The sequence below is a fragment of the Agrobacterium sp. SORGH_AS_0440 genome, from assembly GCF_031453135.1.
GTDB lineage: Bacteria > Pseudomonadota > Alphaproteobacteria > Rhizobiales > Rhizobiaceae > Agrobacterium > Agrobacterium pusense.
The window spans coordinates 1,848,809-1,868,552 of record NZ_JAVIYR010000001.1 but is presented as its reverse complement, the minus strand read 5'-3'; the positions used below and the strand labels follow the sequence as shown (position 1 = coordinate 1,868,552).

The window sequence follows — 19,744 nt, the reverse complement described above, 5'->3', positions numbered from 1 at the left end:
ACACCTTTGTATACTTTATGTATTCAAAATGTGCGAGCCCGACATCGGAGGATAATGATGAGCGACACCACCACCTTGACCATTGAAGAGCTTTCGACGCGGGTCGAGGCGATTTTCAGCAAGGCGGGCCTCAATAAGGTGCAGTCGGGCGCACTTGCACGCGTCATCACCGCCGGTGAGCGCGATGCCTGCAAATCGCACGGCATTTACCGTATCGAAGGCGCGCTCCGCACCGTCAAGGCCGGCAAGGTTAAGCCGGATGCGATACCTGAAGTGGCCGAAGACGACGGCACGGCTATCGTCAAGGTCAATGCCCATGGCGGCTTCGCAAACCCCGCCTCCGAACTCGGTCTGCCGGTTCTGGTGGAGCGGGCGAGACTCTCGGGCATCGCAGCACTCGTCGTCAATGACTGCACGCATTTCTCGGCGCTCTGGCCGGAAGTCGAAGGGCTGACCGAAAACGGTCTCGCCGGGCTGGTCATGTGCCCGAGCTATTCCACCGTCGCGCCCACCGGCGGAACCAAGCCTCTGCTTGGCACCAACCCCTTCGCCTTCGGCTGGCCGCGCAAGGGCACCTCCCCTTATGTCTTCGATTTTGCGACGTCGGTTGCGGCCCGCGGTGAAATCGAACTACACCGGCGGGCCGGAAAGCCCCTGCCGGAAGGCTGGGCTCTGGACGCTGACGGCAAGCCGACGACCGACCCGGAGGCGGCCCTTGCCGGTTCCATGCTGCCCTTTGGCGGCCACAAGGGATCGGCCATCGGCACCATGATCGAGCTTCTCGCCGGCATCATGATCGGCGATCTCACCAGCCCCGAAGCGCTCGAATTTCTCGGCACCACCACGCTTGCCCCCACCCATGGCGAATTGATCGTCGCTTTTTCACCTGAAGCCTTTGCCAAGGGCCGCCCAGGCGATCCCTTCCAGCGCGCGGAAGTGCTGTTCGACGCCATTATCGGCCAGGGCGCCCGCCTGCCCTCGGGCCGCCGCTTCACTGCCCGCGCCAAATCCGAAAGCGAAGGCATCACGCTTACCGCCGCCGAAATGGCCGGGCTCGACCGGCTGCTGGAAAAGGGGCTGGACGCGGTTTCCTGACCATTTGGATGGGGAAATGGAAAAAAGGCCCGCAATTGCGGGCCTTCATAACGACAACGTCACTCAGCGTTTTTTGCGACTGCATAGCATCCCCGCCATGTCAGCCCGCACTAGATCCGGGGTCCAGCGCGATCAAGTCCTTGACCGCGGAAGAGACCTTTCATGACGCAGACGCGCCCTGGCTGGATGCCGGATCTAGTCCGGCATGACGGAGGAGAGACATCAAACCTCATCACATGCAAAAAAGGCCCGCAGTTGCGGGCCTTTTTTACACAGCAGCAATATCTCAGGCGGCCTTGCAGGCCTGCACTGCGCCCGGCAGCTTGCTCCAGTCGGCGTACCAGCTGTTGAACAGCTTGAACTGTGCTTCGACATAACCCCGCTGGCTGTCCGTCAGTGCATCTGTTTCGTTGAAGTGCAGCGTGTATTCCTTGTCGCCCTTCAGCACCATCATGTGCTTGAAATAGAGAACCAGATCCGGGCCCTCGTCGAAGGACGAAAGAACGGCCAGCGCCTGTTCCAGTTCCAAGGCGCGTGCGCGGGCATCGGCGTCACCCTTGGCGGCAGCCTGCGACAGCTTGCAGAGGTGGATGACTTCCTTCGGCAGCACGTTGCCGATGCCGGTGATGGCGCCGGTTGCGCCGCAATTGACGAAGCCGTGGAAGACAGCGGTGTCGACACCGATCATCAGCGTGACTTCATCGTCGCGGCTGGTGATGTTTTCAGCCGCATAACGCATATCGGCCGGGCCGCCGAATTCCTTGAAACCAACGAGGTTCTTGTGCTCGGCGCGCAGCGCGAAGAAGAGATCGGCGCGGGTCGCAAAACCATAATAGGGGCTGTTATAGATGACGGCAGGGATTTCCGGTGCAGCCGAGAGGATTGCCTTGAAGTGAGCCTTCTGGGCGGCGATGACCGAACCGCGCGACAGAACGCGGGGAATGACCATCAGGCCCTTGGCGCCAACCTTCTGGGCGTGGGCGGCATGGGCAACGGCAGACGCCGTGTTGACCGCTCCGGTGCCGACGATGACGGGAACACCGGCCTTCACCAGACGCTCCACGCCTTCCATGCGCTGCTCGTCCGTCAGGAGCGGCCAGTCGCCCATGGAGCCGCAATAGACCACGGCGGACATGCCATCGGCGATCAGTTCCTTGCCCTTGCGAACAAGCGCATCGAAATCGGGGGTGCGATCATCCTTGCAGGGGGTCATCAAGGCGGGAATCACGCCGGAAAAAATGCTGGCCGTCATTACTAGCTCCTAAGGGACATGTTTTTCGGGAATGGACGCACGTCCGCGCCACCCTTTCGAGAGGGACATTACTATCTTGTATTTTATTTGTCGACAAGAAATCGACAAGCTACAGATTTATTTCCAGCCGTTCGTTTCGCACCAGCAGTTTCTGCACCTGCCGGACGATCTGTTCAGCGTGCTCCCGCGCCAGTCTTTCGGAAAGAGCGATATCGCGTGCGGCAATCGCCTCGATCATCTCTTCATGATCATCGACAAAGCGCTTCGGCAGACGATCGTCATAGGACTGGTAATAAAGCCTGAGAATGCGCCGCCCCTCGTCCAGCAGCCGCTTGAACAGGCTGGTGAAATAGGGGTTGCGCCCGGCCTCCGCGATGGAAAGATGAAGGGCGGCGTTGGTGGAAATCATCGCCAGCGCATCCTGCTCCTCCACCGCAACGGCGAATTCCGCATTATGGGCGCGAATGCCAGCCAGATCTTCCGGGCGGTGATATTGCGCGGCAAGCTGGGTCGTTACCCGGTACATCAAGACCAGCGCATCGAAATAGGTGTGCATGTTGAGGAAATCGATGTTCGACACCATGGTGGAGCGGTTCGGCAGCGTATCGATCAGCCCCTCGCCCGAAAGCCGTACCAGCGCCTCACGGATCGGCGTTCGCGACATCTTGAACCGTTCGGCAAGCTGCACTTCATCGATGGGACTGCCGGGTGGCAGGACCAGATCAAGAATCTCGTCGCGCAGCAGATCGTAGACCATCTTCACACCGGAGCCGCGCTTGCGCTCGGCAGAAGCAATTATATCCGTCATAATCAAATCCTTCTTGTCGACATAAAGAGTACTATTATATTTTTTCGTTATCAACGACGTGTCACCGGGTCGCTGGCTTGCATGACGGAATAATTGTTCAAAAACAACAAAAAGCCGTCGCGAAAATTGCCCGCGACGGCTTTCGATCGTTCGGTTTGTGGGGCAGACGTCTTCATCGCGCTTTCACGGCCGGAGCGGCGAATAGCGGCTTCCAGCGGCGATGCGACGCCTTAGTCGGAGATTAGTTCCGCAGGCCGGTGGCCACGACGGAAATCTTGAAAGCGCCGTCCAGCGTTGGGTCGAACGAAGCGCCCATCACCACATCGGTTTCCTCGCTGACAGCCTCACGTACCAGCGTCATCGCTTCATCAATCTCGTAAAGCGTCAGGTCGTTGCCGCCGGAAATGGAGACCAGCGCGCCACGGGCTTCCTTCAGCGAGGGCTCGCCGAGCAGCGGATTGGCAATGGCCGCTGCCGCTGCTTCCGAAGCACGCTTTTCGCCCTTGGCCTGTGCGGTGCCCATGAGCGCCCGGCCGCCATTCTTCATGACGTATCGCACATCGGCGAAATCGAGATTGACCAGACCTTCACGCAAAATGAGATCGGTGATGCAGCGCACGCCGAGCGACAGTACCTTGTCGGCGGTTTTGAGCGCATTTTCGAAGGTGGTGCCGGCATCGGCAATGCGCAGCAGGTTCTGGTTGGGAATGACGATGACGGTATCGGCCGTGTTGAGCAGATTGGCAAAACCGTACTCAGCAGCCCGCATGCGGCGCACGCCCTCAAAGCTGAAAGGAAGCGTGACGACACCAACTGTGAGAATGTTCTTTGCACGGCAGGCTTCGGCAATAACGGGTGCCGCACCCGTCCCGGTGCCGCCGCCCATGCCGGCGGTGATGAAACACATATCATAGCCGCTCAGGTGATCCATGATCTCGTCGAGGGAATCGATCGCAGCCTGCCGGCCGACCTCGGGATCAGCACCCGCACCAAGCCCGCCCGTCAGTTCTGAGCTGAGCTGCACGAGCCGTGGCGCATTGGTCTTCTTCAGCGCCTGCGCATCCGTATTGGCCGCGATGAAATCGACGCCGCCGATACCCTCGGCAATCATGTTGTTGATCGCGTTTCCGCCACCGCCACCAACTCCGACGACGGCGATGTTGGGAGTGTTGCGGGCAATGGTAGCGCGCGGAGACTGTGTCATCGTCTAATTCTCTTTCCAAATTCATAGGGTCCCGCGCCGGTTTTGACCGCGGCACGCGATTGATCGGTGGCGTTCCCGCTCTTCCTTCCTGGCGCGCGAAGGAGGCCGTAACGTCTTGAATTTCCATGTAAGCCTTAAGGACCGATTGCGGCCAAAAGACTGGTGCTCCAGCGGCGAAAGATGCGCTACGGCGACGTTCCTCCACCCTTCCCCCGGATGAAAACCAAACCGAATCAACTGCTTCGCTATCAAGAGGTGATAGCCCAAAAGGCACGTTGTTTACACTCCATTCACTATGTTTATCTCACTTTGGAACGAGTTGGCCCGCCGGGTGTTTGCTTGCCGACCGTGCTGAGGCGGCGGGTGATGAGATCAAACAGTCCCGACGCTCCAGATATTGTCGAAGCACCAGACGACCCCAAACCGCGGCGTATTTTTTCAGTTCGGTGCTTGGTAGCGTACTCAATGGAGGCAGGCATATGTTGGCAGACGTTTTGCAGAGTGAACCCGGCTTCCGCATGGAGCAGCCGCGGGTACTGATCGTGGAAGACGAGTTCCTCATCGCCATGGACATAGAGGATTCCATTCTTCAGGCGGATGAAGAGGCAGACGTCATCGGTATCGCCAACAAGCTGGATGATGCCGTGGCACTTGGCCGCCGCGCCGATATTGCATTTGTCGACGTCAATCTTGCCGATGGACAAACCGGGCCGGAAATCGGGCGACGGCTTTCCGAAGAGCACGGTGTGGTGGTCATCTTCATGACCGCAAACCCCGAGGTCGTGGTCAATCTCGGCATCGGCGCTGGCGTCATCGCCAAGCCCGTTCCGCAAGATGCAGTCGAACAATGCCTCACTTATGCACTCGCCAGACGCGCAGGCACCCGTGCCGTGACGCCCATCGGCATGATGGCATTCGACTGAGATATACCAACAAGGAAAACGGCCAAAAACAAAAAAGCCTGCCGCGGGAGGAGGTGCGGCAGGCTTTCTGAAAAGATGAACAGCGATATGGGAGGAGGAAAACCGCTGTCCCCGGGGCAATCCTTTGGGAGGAGGAGTAGGATCACCCGCTTTACGAAAAGGATGTGGGAGGAGGTACATCCGTTTCGATGAGAGGAACATACCATTTCCCTGCGCATTTGACAGGCACAAGGTTGCAGCACAGATATGCGCTGAGCGCATGGCGTCCGTCACGAAGGACGATACCGGGCATTTACCCGCTTCTCGCGGATCCGGCCTTTACCGAGTTCCCAACCTGCACCGAACATCGACAGCAATCGAGAAGAATGCGGCGCATCCGGTGAGAGCACCGCCTCGCTGTCAGACACTCCCAATGAAGTGCCTTCATTTTCAAACCAAACAAAAACGCCCGCAAAGCGGGCGTTGAAGCATTCAGAATGAGGCGGTATCGCCCTATTTACTTGCCAACAGCGGCGCGAGCGACACTGGTGATCTGGCTGCGATCGATACCGAGATCGTGCAGTTCACGGGTGCTCATGCGGCCGAGTTCGGTGATGGTCTGACGATATTTGCGCCAATTGTTGAAGCTGCGTGCTACGTTCATGACATTACCCTTTCTGAGGTTTAGGTGACGTCAGTAACGTTTTCGTTCCGGCGTCCTTCGATGACCTCTATATGCGCTTTCCAATGGGGATTTAACAGGCAAAATAAGGCAATCCACCCATGCATCAGACGCAAGGGTTGCTGGCGCCAGTTTGCGTTGAAAAAGAAACGTGGCTGAAATCCAGACAGTTCGCAGGACCTTATAACGTAGCGGCGGCTTAGAACTTGTAGCGGACTCCGAACACGTTGGCGTTTGTGGCGCCCTTCATGTTGCCAAGTGTTTTGCCGCCACCGGAACGGTGGTGGAGGCGCCAGAAGAACTCCGTCGAGGAACCCTCGCTGAAAGACACGTTGATTTCCGGCCCCAGATAAAAAAGGACATTGGCGTTGCCGTCGTCCTTGATTTCCTGTTCGCGCTCGCGGCCCGGCTGCGCATCCGTAACAAGGCTGAGCCCTGCTGTAAAACTTGGGGTGATGAACAGTCGCTCTCCAAGCCTGATCTGTTCATACCGCGCGACCGGGCCCGCCCACACCTCGCCGGTGAAGCCCTTGCCGAACCTGACGGCCATGCCGACCTCACCGCCCAGTTTTATATTGCCGATACGGTAAGGATAGAACTGATAGCCGCCGCCGATGACAGCGTTTCTTTCATAGTCCACGGGAATAAGCGCCGCGCTTTTCAGCATGTCTTCTTTTGTCAGGGCGCCAGCGAAGCCGAATATCGCCTCACTCGTCTCAGAGGTCATATCCTCCGACGCGAAAGATGACGTGGCAGCCAGTGCGACCATGGCTGCCGTCGACAGACGTGCTGCAATATTCATCGTGCTACTCCTGAACAAAGCCCGCTTTACCCAGCCGTCCTCATAGGCATAATCGCGGAAGGCGAACATACCGTTACCGAACACAATTAATTCAACTTACGTGGAATCGGCTGAAACATGCGCGTGATCCCGATGCTGTCAGCGCAGGAAACGCCTGAACCGGCGAAGCGCAAAAACGAAAAGAGCCGAGCCGATGGCCAGCAGCGCCAGCAGTTGCGGCCAGACCACATCCAGCCCCGCCCCTCTGAAAAGCACCGATTGCGCCAGGATGATGAAATGGGTGTTTGGCGCAAGAAGCATGATGTACTGGATGATATCAGGCATGCTTTCGCGAGGCGTCATGGCGCCGGACAGCACCTGCAACGGCAACAAAAACAGGATCAGCAACATGCCGAATTGCGGCATGGACCCGGCGACTGTCGCGAGAAAAATTCCCATGGAAGTCATGGCGAAGAGTTGCAATGCCGTTCCGAGCAGGAAAAGAGAAAGCGAGCCTTCGATGGGAATGGCAAGCAGGCCCCTCACCACCACGAACAGGGAAAATGCAGAGGCCACCAGCACGACCAGCCCCATGGACCACACCTTGCTGAGCATGATTTCCAGCGGCGTCACCGGCATGACCAGCAGATGCTCGACCGTTCCGTGTTCTCGCTCGCGAATGAGCGCCGCGCCCGTCAACACGATGGATAGCATGGTAATGGCGGTGATGATGTTGTTGATCGAGCCGAACCAGGACTTGTCCAGTTCCGGATTGAAGCGGGAACGTAGCGTGAGGTCCACCGGCACCGAGGTCGCGCCGCGATAGCGGTCGACATACTCCTGTATTTCGCTCGTCACGATGCTCTGCACATAACCGCCACCGCTGAAAGCCTGGCTCATGCGGGTAGCGTCGATATTGAGCTGGATGGCCGGCTGCTGTCCGGCCATCAGCCGGCGCTGGAAATCCGGGGGAATGTTGAGCGCGAAGGTATCGAGGCCCGCATCCATGCGCTTGTCCATTTCAGCGATGGAAATCTGCTTCGGCGGGGAGAAATAGGGCGGATAAAACGCCGTGCTGATGCGGCTGGAAAGCGGCGACTGATCCTCATCGACAATGGCGATGGCCGCGTTGTTCAGCGTCTCCGGCAGCGCGCTGGAACCGGTATAGATCTGCAGCGTGAAGGCATAGACGATAAGCAGCATCAGCATTCCGTCTCGCGCGAGACCGCGCAGTTCCTTTATGCCGAGCTGGAAGATGTTGGACGAAAAAAGCCTCATGACGCCTGCTTTCTCAAAAGTGCAGCGCCGGCAATGAGGAGCAGTGGAATGGCGATGAGAAGCGGTAGAAACGAGCCGGAAAGTCCGGCGAAATCCAGGCCCTTGGAGAAAGTTCCGCGCGAAATGGTCATGAAATAGGTGGCAGGATAGACGTTGCCGATAAAGGCGCCCGCCCCTTGCAGCGACGAGACGGGATCGATCATGCCCGAATATTGCGTCGCCGGAATGAGCGTCAGAAGAGCCGTGCCGAAGATTGCCGCAATCTGGCTCTTCATGAAGGAAGACATGAGGAGGCCGATGGATGTGGCGATGATGACATAGAGCAGCGCGCCCGTCGCATAAGCGAGATAACTTCCGGTGAACGGCACCTGAAAGATGAAGACCGCAAATGCCGTCAGAAGCACGAAATTGAGCATGCCAAGGGCGACATAGGGAAGCTGCTTGCCGATCAGGAATTCCAGCCGCGTGGTCGGCGTCACGTATAGATTGACGATCGAACCGAGCTCTTTTTCCCTGACGACGCTGAGGGCCGCCAGCATTGCGGGGATGAGCATGAGAAGCAGCGGAATGACCGCCGGCACCATGGCGACAAGGCTCTTGACGTCGGGATTGTAACGATAGCGCGTTTCGATGCTGAAGCTGCTTTGCGTGGCCGCGCTGCCGTAAATCTCGGCGGCCTTCCGCGCCAGCCATGTCTGATGCATGCCCTGCACGTAACCGCGAACGGTCTCCGCCCGCTGCGGCATGGCGCCGTCTATCCAGGCCCCTACCTCCACAGTCTTGCCGCGCAACACATCGCGGCCAAAGCCAGGAGGAATTTCTATGGCAAGGCTCAGTTCGCCATCACGCATCCGCCGGTCCATATCGGCATAGTCCCGGATAGGTTCCTTCTCGATGAAATAACGGGAGCCGGCAATGTCGAGCACGTAATCGCGGCTGATGGTGGAATCGTCGCGATCCAGCACCGCGAAAGTCAGGTCCTCGACATCGAGATTGATGCCGTATCCGATGACGAACATCAGGATGACGCTGCCGAGCACGGCCAGCGTGCCGCGAATGGGATCGCGCTGCAGTTCCAGTGCCTCGCGGCGCGTATAGCTGAACATGCGCCTGAAATCGAAAAATCTCTTGCGGGTGGGCGCCGCATGTTGCGTCACCTGCACGTCCGCTGCTGCCACAGATGCTGTCGCAGGCGCGTCCCTCGTAACCCCGGAAGCATCTTCCAGATAGGCGACGAAAGCCTCTTCAAGTGTTGCGGCATTACGGCTTCTGGTGATCGCATCGGGCGTATCGCTGATCAACACCTTGCCAGCATGCATCAGCGAAATCCGGTCGCAGCGCTCCGCCTCATTCATGAAATGGGTGGAGATGAAGATGGTGACATTATCGTTGCGCGAGAGATCGGCGAGGATTTGCCAGAAGCCGTCACGCGCCACCGGGTCGACACCAGAGGTCGGCTCATCTAGGATGAGAATATCGGGCGAATGGATCATCGCCACCGCCAGCGACAGCCTCTGCCGGATGCCAAGCGGCAGGTCGTCCGGCAGCGTGTCCATGACCGCGCCAAGATCGAAACGTTCCGCCATTTCGGCGATACGCGGTTGAATTGCCTCTTCCGGCAGCTTGAACAGGCGGGCGTGCAGATCAAGGTTCTGCCGCACCGTCAGTTCGGAATAGAGCGAGAAGGCCTGGCTCATGTAACCGACGCGGTGGCGGATCGCCATGTCGCTCGCATCCACCTTGTGTCCGAAGAGCTTCGCTTCTCCTTCGCTGGCGGCCAGAAGGCCCGTCAGCATCTTCATGGTGGTGGATTTTCCGCAGCCATTGGAGCCGAGAAAGCCAAAAATCTCGCCGCGCGGAATCTTGAAGCTGACATTGTCGACGGCGGTGAAATCGCCGAAACGCATGCTAAGGTGCGATGCCTCGATGGCATAATCACCCTCAGCGGTCGGCTTTCGTGGCGCGATATGGACTTCGTGGTAATCCTTGCGCTTTTCTTCGGGAAGAAGCGCGATGAAGGCGGCGTCGAGATTGGGTGCCGCGGTGCGGTCGAGAAGTTCGGCGGGCGAGCCGGTGGCAAGAATCTTGCCGCCATCCATGGCAACCAGCCAGTCGAAACCGGCGGCCTCCTCCATATAGGCCGTTGCGACGATGACGCTCATGCCCGGACGCCCGGCACGGATAGAGTCGATCAGTTCCCAGAACTGCCGCCGCGACAAAGGATCAACGCCTGTCGTCGGCTCGTCCAGGATCAGCAGGTCCGGGTCGTGGATGAGCGCGCAGCAGAGCCCCAGCTTCTGTTTCATACCGCCGGAGAGCTTCATCGCGGGACGATCGGCAAAAGGTTCGAGGCCGGTACTCTTCAGCAATTCGGCGATACGCGCCTGCCGTTCCCTTCCGTCCTGTCCGAACAGCCGCCCGAAAAAGTCGATGTTTTCAAAGACCGACAGGGTGGGATAGAGGTTCTTGCCAAGGCCTTGCGGCATATAGGCAATACGCGGGCAGGTATCCTCGCGGTGGCGCGGATTGGACATGTCGCCACCCAGAACCTCCACCTTGCCCTTCTGGATGGCGCGCGCGCCCGAAACCAGCGACAACAGGCTCGATTTGCCGACGCCGTCAGGCCCGATGAGCCCTATCATCAGCCCGGCGGGTATCTCGACCGATATGTCGTCCAGCGCAACCGTGCTTCCGAAGGTCAACCGCACATCGGTCAATCGCGCAACGGGTGAGTTCCTGTCATTCGTTTCGGGAGGCGCGACCATAGCGGCCACCCTCACTTGACGAGATTGCGTTCGAGATTCTCCGGCCAGGCGGCCTCCGGATCAAGCCGGACATAGGCCATGCCGGGCAGCCCGGTTTTCACATATTGAATATATTTCTGCAGAAGTTCCTGGGGGATTTGCGCCCTTACCCGGAATGTCAGCTTCTGGCGTTCCTCTTCGGTCTCCACCGTTTTCGGCGTGAACTGCGCGACATCCGCGACGAAGGACACTTTTGCCGGAATGGTGTATTGGGGGGCGGCATCCAGTATCAGTCGAACATCAGACCCCATGGACGTGCGGCCAGCCTCGGCCGTCGGCAGGAAAAACGTCATATAGACGTCGCCGAGATCGACGAGGTTCAGAACCCTTCCACCGGCGGAAAGCACTTCTCCGGGCTGGGCGATGCGATATTGCACGCGACCGTCGCGAGGCGATTTCAGCGTCGCATCGGCTATGTCAGTCTCGATGCTCTCGATGTCAGCCTGTGCGGCGTCTACCGCCGCTTCGGCGTCGACGATCTGCGCCTTGGCGGCGTTGATCGCGGCGTCGGAAGCCGCAAGCGAGGCCTGCGCAGAGGCGAGCGTTGCGCGGGCGGACTGCTCGGCGGCCTCGCTGTCATCGACGATCTGCTGCGAGACCGCATTGCCCGTCAGCAATTGTTTCGAGCGTGCATTGGTCTTGGAGGCGGAATCGAGCTGGGCCTTTCGCTGTTCCACCACCGCAAGCGCCGACGTCTTTTCCGCTTCACGCTGGGCGACAAGACTGTGGGCCGTGTCGATTGCTATTTTCGCACGGCGAAGCTGTGCTTCCGCCTGGCGTTTCCTCGCCTCCAGCTGGGCCGTATCCATCTGCGCCAGAACCTGTCCGGCCTTCACGAAATCACCCTCACGGACCATAATATCCTGAAGGCGGCCGGCGGTCTTGGTGGAGATATCGATCTCGACGGCCTCGATGCGACCGTTACTGGCCACGAAACCCGAAGGCAGGCCCTCGGCTGTCAGCTTCGACCAGGCGAAATAGGCGGCCACGGCCAGAACCACAACCGCCAGACCAATGAGCAAGCCCTTTTTAGACATCCGTCTTCCCCATGAACCCTTCAGGTTTCAACCGTAGTACGATAAAACCGAAGAAGCCAGCCACCATCACGTTCATAATTCGTACCTGGTATTTCCCGCACTGAAAGCGGAATAACCGGTTTCGGGGACTGTCTACGCCAGAGAGCGGCCTGCAACCTTGACACAAGTCAAGCGGCGAAAGGATTTAATGGAGAGCGTCATCAAGGCGCCCCCCGTTCGCCGGCAGTTAACCGGCTCACCTTTGAGAACACCGACGGTACCAAACGATCATACCGATGCCGCGCCATCCCGTCGACAATCGGACGTCATCCTCGAGCTTGTCCCGAGGATGACAGAGTAGGGTCTTCTATAGCGCTTGCGAAAGGATGATGTGGGCTCGCTGCACACCTCCGATCCGTTATTGAGGGCGATGATGTTTACACAGCCCGCGCCCGTTTCACCTCCGCCTGCGTCCATTCCGGCAGCCAGTCACTATGGGCCAGCAGCAGATCGTCCACCAGCGACCAAATCTGATCGAGATCGAGTTCCGCCGCAGTATGCGGGTCCATCATGGCAGCGTGAAAGATGTGATCGCGGTTTTCGCTCATCAACGCCCGCACGGTCAGCTCCTGAACATTGATGTTGGTGCGCATCAGCGCGGTGAGCTGCGGTGGCAACTCGCCGATGAAGGTGGGCTGCACGCCGTTATGATCGACCAGGCAGGGCACTTCCGCCGCGCAATCCGATGGCAGCGAGGTGATGCATCCATTATTGCGCTGGTTGCCGTAGATGACGGAGGGCTCGCCGGTCCAGACCGAATTGATGATCGAGGAGGCATATTCCTTCGACTGCTTGACCTCGATTTTTTCGGCCGAGCGATAGGCGGCCGCCTGGCCCTTCCAGCGCTCGATCTGTTCGATGCAGCGCTTTGGATATTCGTCGAGCGGAATGCCGAATTTCTCGATCAGGTCTTCGCGCCCCTCCTTGATGAAATAGGGCGTGTATTCCGCGAAATGCTCGGAGCTTTCGGTGACGAAATAACCGAGCCTCGTCAGCATCTCGTACCGCACCTTGTTGGGGCAGCGTGGGTTCCAGCCGGGTTTTGGCGCGCGGCCTTCGCGATAGGCGCGCACGAGATCGGGGTAGAGGCTCCTGTAGCTGCCATCGGGCTGGCGATGCTCGAATTCCAGGAAAAACGCCATATGGTTGATACCGGCCGAACGGTAGCGGATTTCCTCATAGGGAATATCGAGATCATGGGCGAGTTCCATCGCCGTGCCCTGCACGGAATGGCAAAGACCCACCTGCCGGATCGTCGGGTATTTTTCGGCAATCGCCCAGGTGTTTATCGCCATGGGGTTCACATATTGCAACATAATGGCATTCGGGCAGACGGCCAGCATGTCCTCGCAAATCTTCCAGAGGTGAGGCACTGTGCGCAAGCCGCGCATGATGCCGCCGACGCCAAGTGTGTCAGCAATGGTCTGGCGCAGCCCGTACTTACGCGGCACTTCGAAATCAGTGACCGTGCACGGCTCGTATCCGCCGATCTGGAACGCCACGACAACAAAATCCGCGCCGGAAAGCGCCTTTTTCTGGTCGGTATAAGTCTCGGCCTTCGCCTTTGCACCGAGCGTCGAAATCAGCTTGTTGACGACGATGGCGCTTTCTTCCAGCCTTTCACGGTTGATATCCATCAGCGCGATTGTGGCGCCGGAAAGGGCCGGACGCTGCAGCACGTCCCCGATGATGTTCTTCATGAACACCGTGGAACCTGCGCCGATGAATGCAATCTTGGGATCTCTTGCCATGTCTACCTCCGGCAATTGGGAATTCAAGCGATTTCGAAGGCGGCTCGTACAAGCCGCTGTGTATATTCAGTTTTTGGCTGACTGAGCACGTCCTCGACAGGCCCCTCTTCGACAATCCGCCCGCGCTGCATGACGATGACGCGGTGGCAAAGGGCGCGGACCACTTTCAGGTCGTGGGAGATGAACAGGTAGCTCAAGCCACGCTCATCCTGCAGCTTGCGCAGGAGATCGATGATCTGCGCCTGCACGGAAAGATCGAGTGCGGAGGTCGGCTCATCGAGCAGGATGAATTCCGGCTCCAGCGCGACGGCACGCGCAATCGCGATGCGCTGTCTTTGGCCGCCGGAGAACTCATGCGGGAAACGCGAGAGGATGTTGCCGGGCATACCCGCCGCCTCCAGCGCGTCGCGTACCCGGTCCAGCCTCTCGGCCTTCGTTTTGCCGAGACCGTTGATGATGAGGCCTTCCTCGATAATCTGGCCAATGGTCATGCGGGGGTTGAGCGAGGCAAAGGGATCCTGAAAGACGATCTGCATACGCGACCGCAGGGGCCGCATTTCGGCGCGGGAACGGCCATCGACCCTCTGACCGTCAAAAACAACCTCGCCTCCGACAGGCTCGTTCAACCGGAGCAGGGACTGGCCGAAGGTCGTCTTGCCGGAGCCGGATTCACCCACGAGCCCCAGTGTCTCGTGCCGCCTGAGCGTCAAGCCGAGGCTGTCGACCGCTATCAGCTCCTTGAGTTCTGGTTTGAACAGGCCGCCATATCGCATCATGAAGGAAACGCGCACGCCGCTTGCCGTCAGGAGGACGCCGGAGTTCTCCGGCAGCGGCTTTGCCGTGCCCCGAGGTTCGGAAGCAAGCAGCCTTTTCGTGTAGGGATGCTGCGGCGCTGCAAACAGCCGCTCCGTGGTATTGTGCTCACGCATCTCGCCGTGCTGCATGACATAGACGTAATCGGAAAACTGCTTCACGATCGTCAGGTCATGGGTGATGAGGACCACGGCCATGCCGCGCTTCTTCTGCAGGTCGCGGATGAGGTTGAGGATCTGCGCCTGCACCGTCACATCGAGCGCAGTGGTGGGTTCATCGGCAATCAGCACGTCGGGATCGTTGGAGAGCGCCATGGCGATCATCACACGCTGGCGCTGGCCGCCGGACAGCTGGTGCGGATATTGTTTGAGCCGCGCTTCCGGCTCCGGTATCTGCACCTGCCGCAGCAGATCGAGCGCCCTCGCCTCCGCTTGCTTCTTGCTCAATTTCGAGTGGACGCGGATTGCCTCTACAATCTGGCTGCCGATCGTATAGATCGGGTTCAGCGAACTCATCGGCTCTTGAAAGATCATCGAGATGCGATTGCCGCGCAGCGCCCGGCGCTTGCGCGACGAGAATTTCAGGATGTCGTCGCCGTTGAACCGGACGACTGCCGATTTCGCGACTGTGGCGCGCTTGGTCAACAAGCCCATGACGGTGCGGGCGGTGACCGATTTTCCCGAACCGGATTCGCCGACGATGGCAATGGTCTCACCCCGGTAAAGCTGGAAGGAAATGTCCTTCACTGCCTCCACCATTCCGTGTTCCACCTTGAAAGTGACGGCAATATTGCGGGCATCGATGATGGCGTTATCCTGACGATCATCGGCGTCGAAGCGGATGGCGGGGGCGTAGGTGTTTTGTGCAGCTACCATTGGCGCGCTCCTCTCAATAGGGATCGACGGCATCGCGCAGGCCGTCGCCCAGCGCGTTGAAGGCAAAGACGGTGACCAGCACGAAACCAACCGGTGCAAGAATCCAGGGATAGGAACCGATGACCGAATAGGTAGCGGTATCCTGCAGCATCAGCCCCCAGGAGATCAGCGGCGGCTTTACCGCAAAGCCGAGGAAACCGAGGAAGGATTCGAGCAGCACGACGCTTGGAATATGCAAGGTCACCGCGACGATCACATGGCTCATCACATTCGGCAGGATGTGCTGGAAGATGATACGCCTGTCGGTGGCGCCAACTGCAATCGCCGCCCGGACATAATCGATCCGCGCCAGTGCCAGCGTCTTGCCGCGCACCTCCCTCGACATCTGCGCCCAGCCAAGCGCCGACATGACGCCGACCACAAAGACGAGGAACACGGTTGTTGGTGCGGTGACGGGAATAAGGGAAGTCAGCGCGAGATAGAGCGGCAATTGCGGGAAGGCGAGCACCACCTCCACGAAACGCTGCACCCAGGCATCCAGCGGCCCGCCGAAATAGCCTGAGATCAGCCCAACGCTGGTGCCGATGACGGTAACGATGGCGACAACACTAAGTGCAATGGCAAGCGAGATGCGCGAGCCATAAATGGCGCGCGACAGCACGTCGCGCCCGAATTTATCGGTTCCTAGGAAATGCACCGGCTGGCCATCGGTAGAGCCGAAGAAATGCCGGCTCATCGGAATGAGACCCAGAAGTTTGTATTCCGCACCCTTCACAAAGAAGCCGAGATAGACGGGATTATCGTAATCCGGGCCGACGATAGGCTGGAAGGTGACCGGATCGAGCTCTTCCGTCTCCGCAATGGCATAGACGCGCGGCGCCAGGCTGAAATTGCCGTCCTTGTCGGTGAACCGAACCACCTGCGGCGGTGAAAAACTGCCATGGGTTTCAAGCGGGTTCATCGGCGCGAAGAAGTCCGCAAAAATGGAGATGAGGATCAGCAGCACCACCAGTACCAACCCGACCATACCCGTGAAGGATCGTCTGAGACGCCGCCAGACAAGCGCCAGATAGGTCTCGTTGCCATTGGCGGAGCGGTCGGGTTTTGCCGCGGCGGCCGTTTCGGTTTTCATCTCGTCAAACGCCATCATCTCAGGCCCTCCCGAATTCGCGGACGCGCGGGTCGAGCATGGCGAGCAGCATATCGGCGATGATGTTGCCGACGATCAGCGTGGCAGCCAGCACCATCATGAAGGTCGCGGTGACATAGACGTCCCCCACCGCCATGGAGCCGACGATGGCCGGGCCGACGGTCGGCAACGCGAAGATGATCGCGGTCTCGATCTCGCCGCTCAGCATGTAGGGCAGCACCACGCCCTGATACATGACGAGCGGGTGCACGGCATTCGGCACCGCATGGCGCATGATGACGGCGCCTTCCGAAAGGCCCTTGGCACGCGCCGTCTCGACATATTGCGCATTCAGCGTATCGAGCAGATTGCCGCGCATCACCCGCATATTATAGGCCAGCCCCCCGAAGACGGCGATAGCGACCACCGGCCAGACGTGGCTGACCAGATCGACGAATTTCGCCCATGACCACGGCGCACCGCCATATTGCGGTGAAAAGAAACTGCCGATCTCCGACACATCGAAATGAAATACCATGAGGTAGACGAGGATCAACGCCATCAGGAAGCGCGGGATCGTCATGCCCAGGAAGGCAATGGTGGAGAGCAGGTTGTCGACCCAGGAATATTGCCGAGTGGCGGCCCATATGCCGAAGGCGATGCCAAGTACCGATGCGAAGATGTGGCAGACCAGCGCCAGAGCGATAGTGCGCGGCAGGCGTTCGCCAACCACATCGGCGACCGGCTTGTTGTAATAAAAACTGTAGCCGAAATCGCCGCGGGCGAGGATGCCGCCCATCCAGTTGAAATATTGAATGACAAGCGGCTTATCGAGCCCGTGTTCGATACGGTATGCCTGCGCCTGCGCTTCCGCCTGTTCGAAGGACGCCCCGCCCTGGTTCATCAGCTGCGAGCGGATGTAGTCGGCGTAATCGCCGGGCGGCGCCTGGATGATGGCGAAAGTCACCACGCTCAGGATCAACAGCACCGGAATGGCGGATGCCACGCGTATCGTCAGAAATCTCAGCATCGAACGGTCTTCCTCGGTTTGGATTGGCCGTGTGTTGCCGGCCGCGCTTCACGCGCGACCGGGACCGGGTGTGCTCCGGGAGGAGTTCTTCAGGTTTTCGTACTTCCGGACATAATGGCGTTACGCACCTTTACCGGAAGCTTCAGTTGATCGGCCCGCCCTCGCCCGGCTTGCCGGGAAGCTGCTCAGGGAAAAGTTCATATTTGCCCTGCTTGTCGGCCGCGACCCACAGGCGTTCGCGGATGATGGCGTCTTCGGCCCAGTTGAACATGAAGATCGGCGTACCCTGCGGCACATTGGAGAACCGTTTGTTGACGATGAGCGCACCGGGATATTCGGTGAGGCCAATCGTGTAGAGGTTCTGCGTATAGACCTTCTGGTACTGCTTCATCAGATCGGCCCGCTCGGCATTGTCCTGCGAAGATATGAACTTGCGCACAATGTCGGCCATGTCCTTCTCGAACGGCATCAGGTCCAGTTCCTTGCCTTCGGGTGCGCGGTGGTTCCAGCTGGTGCGCGGCCCGACAGGGGCCAGTTGCTCGGTATTCTGCACCACGGATGAAAGCTCGGTGGAATTGCGCCGCACCAGCCAGTCAAACTGCCCGCCATAATGGGCGGCGTCACGCTGGTTTGAATCGAGGCTATTGATGACGACGCGCAGGCCGAGTTTCGCCATCTGGCCGACGAGACCTTCCGCTAGGCTCTTGTCTGTCGCGTAACCGTTGTTGACGAGAAGGGTAATCTCGACATTACGGCCGCCAAGCTTTTCCTTGGGGAAATTCAGGAAACCATCGCCGTCAGTGTCTTTCAGGCCAATCGAAGCCAGTGCAGCCTTGGCAGCCTCGAGGTTGAAGGGGTAATAGACCGTGGAAGCGCGATCATAGAAGCTCGTTCCCGACGAAATACCACCCGGATAGATCGCCGTGAAAGGCCCCTTGACGAGCGAGTCACCGATCGCTTTGCGATCAAGAGCAGAGGTGACGGCCTGGCGGAACACCTCGTTACGGTTCAGCTCACGGATGGCCTGTCCGCGCTCATCCGGATTGCCCCAGCCATTGGCGGAAAAATTCATCTGCAGATTATAGCCGATAAGGCGCGGTCCAAAGGCAAGGCGGGCTGGCGCATTGGGGTCAGCGGCGCGTTTCAGCGAGGCGACGAAATTCTCCGGCTGCTCGAGATTGGAGAAATCGCCCGATCCCGCCACGGCCTGCACGTCACGGTCCGCCCAGGTGGAGAGCTTGTAATGGACTTCATTGAGATAGGGCAACTGCTGGCCTTTCTCGTCCACTTTCCAGTAATAGGGGTTGCGCCGCAGCACGATGAGATCATCCGGCCGGTATGACACCGGCACCCATGCGCCCATGACCGGCATGTTCATATATTCCGGCGGGAACGCGTTCTTGAACTGGTTATAGGTGTTCTTGGAATACTTCGGATGCTGCGGTTTCAGAATATGCGACGGCCCGGGGCAGAAGCTCGGATAGGCCATGGTGTAGAGATATTGCTTGGGGAATGCCGCCTTGAAGGTCCATTCGACGGTGTAGTCATCGACCTTCTTGAGCGTCGTTCCCTCACCGAAAGCCTCAGGCGATGCACCACCGCCAAGCGGTGAGACATTGGGATCGATGACGGCGTCTTCCCAGTAGAACATCACGTCATCGGCGTTGAAGGGCTCGCCATCCGACCATTTCGCACCCTTGACGAGATGCATCGTCAGCTTGTGGCCATCTTCCGACCACTCCCAGCTTTTCGCCAGATTGGGCAGCGGCTCGGTATCCTTGGCATCTACCTGGAACAGCGGCGCGGTGCGCGTCAGGCACTCGGAAAGGGCGATATCGATGCCGCCCCAGCCCTGGCTCTGGCCGGCAATATAGTTCCAGCCCTCCGGCCTGCCGCCGACCACATGGCGCATCGTATCGCCGTAGACGCCCATGCCGTCGGGCATATTGCCTGTTTTGTAGACTAGCGGCTCCTCGGGCAGGCGCTCTTTCAGCGGCGGCAGCTTGCCGGTCTTTTCGAATTTCTCGGTAATCCAGTCGGGTTCGCTGTAGCTTGGCAGCGCCTTGAATTCGAGGATCGAGTCGCGCGCCACATAGTTGATCTTGCCTTCGGCCGGAAATTGCGGCGGCTCGGGCGGCGTCGTGGTCTCGAAGGCATTCGCATTGAGTGCGATCATCGAAACACCGAACCCCAGTGCCGAGATGATACCAATCCTGCGTTGAAGTAACATCGTCATTCCTCCCAAATGGCAGCTCTTCGACCGC

At 59.0% G+C, this 19,744-nt stretch carries 15 protein-coding genes; 2 read left to right on the top strand and 13 right to left on the bottom strand.

Translation table 11 applies throughout. The features are described from left to right. Positions 1 to 57 precede the first annotated feature (57 nt). Positions 58 to 1,095, top strand: coding sequence for an Ldh family oxidoreductase (locus QE453_RS08445; protein ID WP_309776740.1), 1,038 nt, complete (start codon positions 58 to 60; stop codon positions 1,093 to 1,095). Between the two features lie 286 nt (positions 1,096 to 1,381). On the opposite strand, the gene QE453_RS08440 is transcribed toward QE453_RS08445, so the two are convergent. From QE453_RS08440 to ftsZ, 3 genes are all read right to left on the bottom strand, one after another. Continuing rightward, positions 1,382 to 2,347, bottom strand: coding sequence for a dihydrodipicolinate synthase family protein (locus QE453_RS08440; protein WP_006700297.1), 966 nt, complete (start codon positions 2,345 to 2,347; stop codon positions 1,382 to 1,384). A gap of 109 nt (positions 2,348 to 2,456) precedes the next feature. Then, positions 2,457 to 3,155: a GntR family transcriptional regulator gene (locus QE453_RS08435; RefSeq protein ID WP_004444640.1), complete on the bottom strand. Its 699-nt coding sequence runs from the start codon at positions 3,153 to 3,155 to the stop codon at positions 2,457 to 2,459. Between the two features lie 241 nt (positions 3,156 to 3,396). Then, positions 3,397 to 4,359 carry a cell division protein FtsZ gene (gene ftsZ, locus QE453_RS08430; protein WP_004444641.1) on the bottom strand — a complete coding sequence of 321 codons (963 nt, stop codon included), beginning with the start codon at positions 4,357 to 4,359 and terminating at the stop codon, positions 3,397 to 3,399. Positions 4,360 to 4,838: 479 nt separating this feature from the next. Between ftsZ and QE453_RS08425 the strand changes: the two genes are divergently transcribed. Continuing rightward, entirely contained in the window at positions 4,839 to 5,282 is a 444-nt protein-coding gene (locus QE453_RS08425; RefSeq protein ID WP_006700295.1) for a response regulator, read from the top strand. 496 nt (positions 5,283 to 5,778) lie between these two features. On the opposite strand, the gene QE453_RS08420 is transcribed toward QE453_RS08425, so the two are convergent. The 10 genes from QE453_RS08420 to QE453_RS08375 all read right to left on the bottom strand — a co-directional run bounded on the left by QE453_RS08420 (position 5,779) and on the right by QE453_RS08375 (position 19,710). Beyond that, positions 5,779 to 5,925: a DUF1127 domain-containing protein gene (locus tag QE453_RS08420; protein WP_004444643.1), complete on the bottom strand. Its 147-nt coding sequence runs from the start codon at positions 5,923 to 5,925 to the stop codon at positions 5,779 to 5,781. 217 nt (positions 5,926 to 6,142) lie between these two features. Further along, a complete protein-coding gene (locus tag QE453_RS08415; protein WP_168247116.1) occupies positions 6,143 to 6,745 on the bottom strand; it encodes an acyloxyacyl hydrolase in 603 nt (200 codons plus the stop codon). Positions 6,746 to 6,883: 138 nt separating this feature from the next. Further along, the gene (locus QE453_RS08410) at positions 6,884 to 8,002 is read right to left on the bottom strand and encodes an ABC transporter permease (RefSeq protein WP_035209548.1); all 1,119 of its coding nucleotides are present in this window, start codon (positions 8,000 to 8,002) and stop codon (positions 6,884 to 6,886) included. After that, a complete protein-coding gene (gene rbbA, locus QE453_RS08405) occupies positions 7,999 to 10,767 on the bottom strand; it encodes a ribosome-associated ATPase/putative transporter RbbA (RefSeq protein WP_135856216.1) in 2,769 nt (922 codons plus the stop codon). The genes QE453_RS08410 and rbbA overlap by 4 nt, the downstream gene beginning before the upstream one ends. Positions 10,768 to 10,778: 11 nt before the next feature. Further along, positions 10,779 to 11,843: an HlyD family secretion protein gene (locus QE453_RS08400; protein WP_037092548.1), complete on the bottom strand. Its 1,065-nt coding sequence runs from the start codon at positions 11,841 to 11,843 to the stop codon at positions 10,779 to 10,781. Between the two features lie 416 nt (positions 11,844 to 12,259). Beyond that, on the bottom strand, positions 12,260 to 13,633 hold the full coding sequence (locus QE453_RS08395) for an alpha-glucosidase/alpha-galactosidase (protein WP_035209541.1): 1,374 nt from the start codon (positions 13,631 to 13,633) through the stop codon (positions 12,260 to 12,262). A gap of 23 nt (positions 13,634 to 13,656) precedes the next feature. Next, positions 13,657 to 15,321: an ABC transporter ATP-binding protein gene (locus tag QE453_RS08390; protein WP_135856218.1), complete on the bottom strand. Its 1,665-nt coding sequence runs from the start codon at positions 15,319 to 15,321 to the stop codon at positions 13,657 to 13,659. Between the two features lie 13 nt (positions 15,322 to 15,334). Beyond that, positions 15,335 to 16,471, bottom strand: coding sequence for an ABC transporter permease (locus tag QE453_RS08385; RefSeq protein WP_022563840.1), 1,137 nt, complete (start codon positions 16,469 to 16,471; stop codon positions 15,335 to 15,337). 1 nt (position 16,472) lies between these two features. Further along, positions 16,473 to 17,480: an ABC transporter permease gene (locus QE453_RS08380; RefSeq protein WP_045533939.1), complete on the bottom strand. Its 1,008-nt coding sequence runs from the start codon at positions 17,478 to 17,480 to the stop codon at positions 16,473 to 16,475. Positions 17,481 to 17,622: 142 nt separating this feature from the next. Then, entirely contained in the window at positions 17,623 to 19,710 is a 2,088-nt protein-coding gene (locus QE453_RS08375; protein WP_135856221.1) for an ABC transporter substrate-binding protein, read from the bottom strand. Positions 19,711 to 19,744: the final 34 nt, after the last annotated feature.